This is a genomic window from Kitasatospora sp. NPDC056651 (genome assembly GCF_042792155.1).
GTDB lineage: Bacteria > Actinomycetota > Actinomycetes > Streptomycetales > Streptomycetaceae > Kitasatospora.
This window is the reverse complement of record NZ_JBHTWX010000241.1, coordinates 1-1,800: the sequence shown is the minus strand read 5'-3', so window position 1 is coordinate 1,800 and position 1,800 is coordinate 1. Positions and strand designations below refer to the sequence as shown.

The window sequence follows — 1,800 nt, the reverse complement described above, 5'->3', positions numbered from 1 at the left end:
GCGACTCTGCTGGCGAAGTATTTGATCTAGGTCAGGCTCAGGCCGCCGTTGCGATGCCGTGTTGGGTGCAGAGTGAGTGGATGCGGGTGGGGCGGCGGCTTGGTCTGGTCGTGGTGTCGAAGTGGGCGCCGAGTCGGCGGATGTTGACGGCCATGCCAATGAGGACGTTCTGGAGGTGGGTTTTGGCGAGGCCTCGGTAACGGGATCGTCGCAGGCCAGGGCCTCGGACCGCTTGTGAGACGGTGCCCTCGATGCCGGCGCGGGCCCGGTAGGCCTCGCGCCATCGGGGGGTGTCCTGTTCGGCCTGCATCCGTGTCCGGGCGGTATGGATCGGTTCGGGATGGATCTCCAGGACCCGGCCGAGGTGCGGGGCGGCGGTGGTGCACCGGGCGCGGATCGGGCAGGGGCGGCAGTCCACGCGGGAGAAGGCGACGCGGACCAGGCCGTCCTTCATCGGCCGCATGGAGATGCTGGTGGCACCGGCGGGGCAGCGGGTGGTCCCGGCCCGCCAGTCGACGGGGAAGTCCTTCGGGGTGAAAGTATTCTCCCGGGCGCCGCGGCCGGTCCGGACGGTGACGGGTGCGACGAGGGTGATACCGCGTTCCAGACACGCGCCGATGTTCGCCCCGCTGGGGTAGCCGGAGTCCGTCAGATGCTCGCCAGGCTTCAGGCCCCGGGCGATGAGCCTGTCCTGGACAGGGGTGACGGCTGTGACGTCGGGTTCGGTGGCGACAGTGGTGTGGACGTCGGTGACCAGGCTCGGTAAGTCCTCGTCGCAGGACTCGGTCAGGTGGGCCTTGGAGCCGGTCCACTCCACGCTGTCCGCTCCGGGCCGGCCTTTGGTGCTGTAGCGGGCCTCCACATCGTGGGGTGAGCGCACGCGCTCGGCCGAGGGCGGAAGCTCTTCGGTGTCCCGGTAGCGGAGCCGGCCGGTGGCGGTGTTCTCGTAGTGCTGGTCCCACAGTTCGCGCAGGATCTGGACCTGCGCCAGGCCATTCATCCACGCGGCGTCGGGGTCCGTGTCGATGGCGTCGGTCAGGCTCCGGCCGTCGGCGCCGATCTGTTCGGCGAGTTTGACGGCGGAGGCGTTGCGGCGGCGCAGGAGCCTGCCGGTCTCGACCTTGCGGCCGTAGCGTTCGTCCCAGCCCTCCCTCAGGAGCGGCACGATGAATGCGGGGCTGGTGCGGGCGATCTCCTCCAGGGCCGCGCGCAGGGCCTCGCCCAGGCACTCGATCCGGTTCAGCCGGCGCACGCAGGCCAGCACGTGGGTGGAGTCGGTGCGCTGACGCCCGCCGGCCCTCACCAGGCCGGCTGCCTTCAGCCGCTCCAGCATCAGGGTCAGCAGGGCATCGGCCCGGTCCCCGGCCGCCAGACGGGCCCGGAACTCGCACAGCACGCTCGCGTCGAAACCGGTGTCTCCCAGTTCCAGCCCCAGCGCGTACTTCCAGGAGATCCGGTCGGCCACCGCCACCGCGGCGTCCCGGTCGGAGAGGTTGTGCAGGAACTGCAGGACCGTGACCATCGCCAGCAGGGCCGGCGAGATCCCGGGCCGTCCCAGGTCCGCGTACATGTCCTCGAACTCACCCGTGGTGAAGTCCTCGTCGCTGAACAACGGGCCCAGCGCGTCCCGTACGCGCATCTCGTCCGTCCCCCGCGGATGGACCCGGCGAGCCAGCGCCACCGTCTCCGCCGGAACCCCCGACACATCACCAGGACGAAGCACAACCACCCCTACAGACAGGCACCTTGTCGGCACTCACTGTCCCACACCTGCCCCGAACGACTTCGCCAGCAGAGTCA

Annotated in this window: 1 protein-coding gene; it reads right to left on the bottom strand. The window is 70.1% G+C overall.

Annotation, left to right across the window (positions count from 1 at the left end; genetic code table 11):
* Positions 1–37 precede the first annotated feature (37 nt).
* Positions 38–1,639, bottom strand: coding sequence for an IS1182 family transposase (locus ACFRAR_RS38725; protein WP_380705138.1), 1,602 nt, complete (start codon positions 1,637–1,639; stop codon positions 38–40).
* Positions 1,640–1,800: the final 161 nt, after the last annotated feature.